The 3,073-nt window shown below is 49.8% G+C and carries 3 protein-coding genes; all 3 read right to left on the reverse strand.

Annotation, left to right across the window (positions count from 1 at the left end; genetic code table 11):
- Nucleotides 1–1,765, reverse strand: a 1,765-nt coding sequence (rsxC, locus tag KO518_RS11185) for an electron transport complex subunit RsxC (RefSeq protein ID WP_371742346.1), incomplete at its 3' end; no start/stop codon positions are given.
- Nucleotides 1,766–1,767: 2 nt separating this feature from the next.
- Nucleotides 1,768–2,337 carry an electron transport complex subunit RsxB gene (rsxB, locus tag KO518_RS11190; protein WP_216025918.1) on the reverse strand — a complete coding sequence of 190 codons (570 nt, stop codon included), beginning with the start codon at nt 2,335–2,337 and terminating at the stop codon, nt 1,768–1,770.
- The gene (gene rsxA / locus KO518_RS11195) at nt 2,337–2,918 is read right to left on the reverse strand and encodes an electron transport complex subunit RsxA (RefSeq protein ID WP_216025919.1); all 582 of its coding nucleotides are present in this window, start codon (nt 2,916–2,918) and stop codon (nt 2,337–2,339) included. The genes rsxB and rsxA overlap by 1 nt, the downstream gene beginning before the upstream one ends.
- Nucleotides 2,919–3,073 lie beyond the last annotated feature (155 nt).

Here is a 3,073-nt window from a genome sequence, read left to right on the forward strand (position 1 = left end):
GAGTGGTCAGTTCCACGCTGCCGTCGGCATTGTCTTGCGTTGGCCGTTGAGAAGCGTCTTTAGCGGCTTGCTGTGCTTTCTTAGCCTTTGCCCGGGCGACTGCCGCAGCCACTGCAGCTTTTTTGTCTGTTGGCGTTGTTCCGGCGTCTGTAGCTGATACCACTTGTTTTTCACCAGGCTGGGCTTGTGCAGCTTTACGGGCTTTTGCCCTGGCTAACGCTGCAGCAACTTTATCTTTTGATGATGGCGTCGCTGTCGAGGCACTTGTTTTTGGTGCTGCTGATGCTTCTCGTGCGGCCTTAGCTTTTAGGTGCTTTTCTTCGCGCTCGCGCTTCTCACGTTCGAGTCGTGCTTTTCTCGCTTCAAAGCGCTCTTTCGCTTTTTCTGCTTTGTTCTTTTCGTCCCGTTGAAGGCGAATATCTGATTTTGCCCTGCGGTAATAATGCACAAGTGGTATCTCACTGGGGCAAACGTACGCACAAGCGCCGCATTCAATACAATCGAAAAGATGATAGTCTTGCGCTTTGTCGTACTCTTTGGCTTTGCTGTGCCAGAATAACTGCTGGGGCAATAGTGATGCCGGGCATGCATCTGCACAGGCACTACAGCGAATACAAGCTCTTTCGTTATCGCCTTGGGTAAGCTCACCTGTTGCTGGTACAAGTAGACAATTGGTGGTTTTTACCACAGGTACCGCAGCATCGTTTAGCGTAAACCCCATCATCGGGCCACCCATAATCACTTGCGGTGTAACTTGCTTATCGGCGAGATAACCTGTGTGTTTCAAAAGGTGATTAATCGGGGTGCCCAGTAGTGTCCAATAATTACCCGGCCGTTCAATAGCTTCGCCAGTGACGGTGACGATGCGCTGGAGCAATGGCTTACCGCGAATGACAGCGTCTGCAATTGCAAAACAGGTACCTACATTGAACATGGTTACCCCAACGTCAATTGGAAGGCCATTTCCGGGCACTTCACGTCCGGTCAGTACCTCAATAAGCTGTTTTTCACCACCTGCGGGGTATTTGGTTTTAACGGCAATGACTTTTATGTCTTCACGTACTTTGGCTATCTTTTGAAAGACAGACAGTGCTTCTGGTTTGTTGTCTTCAATGGCAATTATCACGCATAGTGGTGAAAGCAGGTGGCGCAGAATGTCTACACCTTCAATAATTTGCCCTGCGTGCTCACGCATTAGCCTGTCGTCAGATGTAATGTAAGGTTCACATTCAACGCCGTTGACAACGAGAAATTCAACGGGTTTACTCGCTGAAGCCTTGATATGAGAAGGGAAACCGGCACCACCCATGCCTGAAATACCTGCATCACATATGCGAGAAAGCAACACTGATGGGGCAACCGATTGGTAGTTTTCAACAGGCGATACAGTCGTCCATTTTTCCTTGCCGTCCGGTGTGATTTCGATGCATAGCTCTGTCAGGCCGCTAGGGTGCGCGGTGACATGGTCAGCAACCCGAGTAACCTCTCCTGATGTTGGTGCGTGCACAGGAACAGAGTAGTGCTGGCCACTTTGCGTAAGCGGCTGCCCTTTTAGCACCTTGTCGCCCACTTGTACTAGCAATGAACCCTCAATACCAATGTGTTGGCGTACAGGGATGACAAGTTTATCGGGCAGGGGGAGAGTCGCCACTGCTGTCTGGCTGGATAATAACTTCCTTCCGTCAGGGTGGACGCCACCTGGAAACTGGAACAGCTGGCCGCTATCCAGCCTTCGGATAATTTCTTTGAAGCTTGGTTGCAACACGGTCAGGACACCATTTTAATTGGAATATCGCCTGCTGGGGTTTTATCAAAATCCCAGGCCCAAGAAGACGTGGTAGTAGCGAGGGGGACCATATCAATACAGTCGACTGGACAGGGATCAACGCATAAGTCGCAACCGGTACACTCGTCCTTGATAACCGTATGCATGTGTTTTGCCGCCCCGAGTATTGCATCGACCGGGCAGGCCTGAATACACTTTGTACAGCCAATGCATTCGTCTTCACGGATGAAGGCTACTTTTTTACTTTCTTCCTCGCCGTGAGCGGCATCTAGTGGCTTTGCTTCCTTGCCGGTTAGATCGGCCAGTTTTTTAATGGTGGCTTCTCCCCCCGGAGGGCACTTATTAATGTCATCGCCATTGGCAATGGCTTCTGCGTATGGACGGCAGCCGGGATAACCGCACTGTCCACATTGTGTCTGTGGCAAAATATCATCGATTTGGTCTACAAGGGGGTCAGACTCTACTTTAAAACGAATACTTGCGTAGCCCAGGAGTAACCCGAAAGCCAAGGCTAGCAGACCAATGCTGATAAGCGCTACAGATATACCCATTAGATTTTCACCAGACCGCTAAAGCCCATGAACGCCAGTGACATGAGACCTGCCGTGATCATTGCGATAGATGCCCCTCTGAATGAAACGGGCACATCGGCAGCCGCCAGGCGCTCTCTCATGGCTGCAAAAAGAATCAGCACCAGGGAAAAACCGGCTGATGCGCCAAAGCCGTAAACAATGCTTTCTACAAAATTATGTTGCTCTGTTAAATTCAGCAAAGCTACCCCCAGTACTGCACAATTTGTGGTGATGAGAGGCAGGAATATCCCAAGCAAGCGATAAAGAGTCGGGCTGGTTTTATGTACCACCATTTCGGTAAACTGAACTACTACCGCAATGACGAGAATAAATGCTAGGGTTCTTAGATAACCGATCCCCAGGGGGACGAGTAGGTATGTTTCCACCAGATAACTGGCGGCCGATGCCAACGTCAAAACGAAGGAGGTTGCCATTGCCATACCCGTGGCGGTTTCCAGTTTGCCGGATACGCCCATGAAAGGGCAGAGGCCAAGAAACTTTACCAGTACGAAATTATTGACAAGGACAGTGCCTACAAGGAGTAAGAAAAAGTCAGTCATAGATCCCAGTATACGTTGCGATAAACATCGCGAATAAGAGAATAAATCAGCTACCTAGGCGGGCATTATCGCTTTTTGCGGATAGATAAACAACTTAGAGTAGATGAGAAATTGTTAACTGGCGATAAGTGGAAGTGGCTCCCCCTCCCCGACTC

Source organism: Aestuariibacter sp. A3R04 (assembly GCF_018860805.1).
Taxonomy (GTDB): domain Bacteria; phylum Pseudomonadota; class Gammaproteobacteria; order Enterobacterales; family Alteromonadaceae; genus Alteromonas.

Coding starts and splice junctions, on each gene's coding strand:
- rsxB (WP_216025918.1), bottom strand. CDS start 2,337: ATGGGTATATCTGTAGCGCTTATCAGCATTGGTCTGCTAGCCTTGGCT.
- rsxA (WP_216025919.1), bottom strand. CDS start 2,918: ATGACTGACTTTTTCTTACTCCTTGTAGGCACTGTCCTTGTCAATAAT.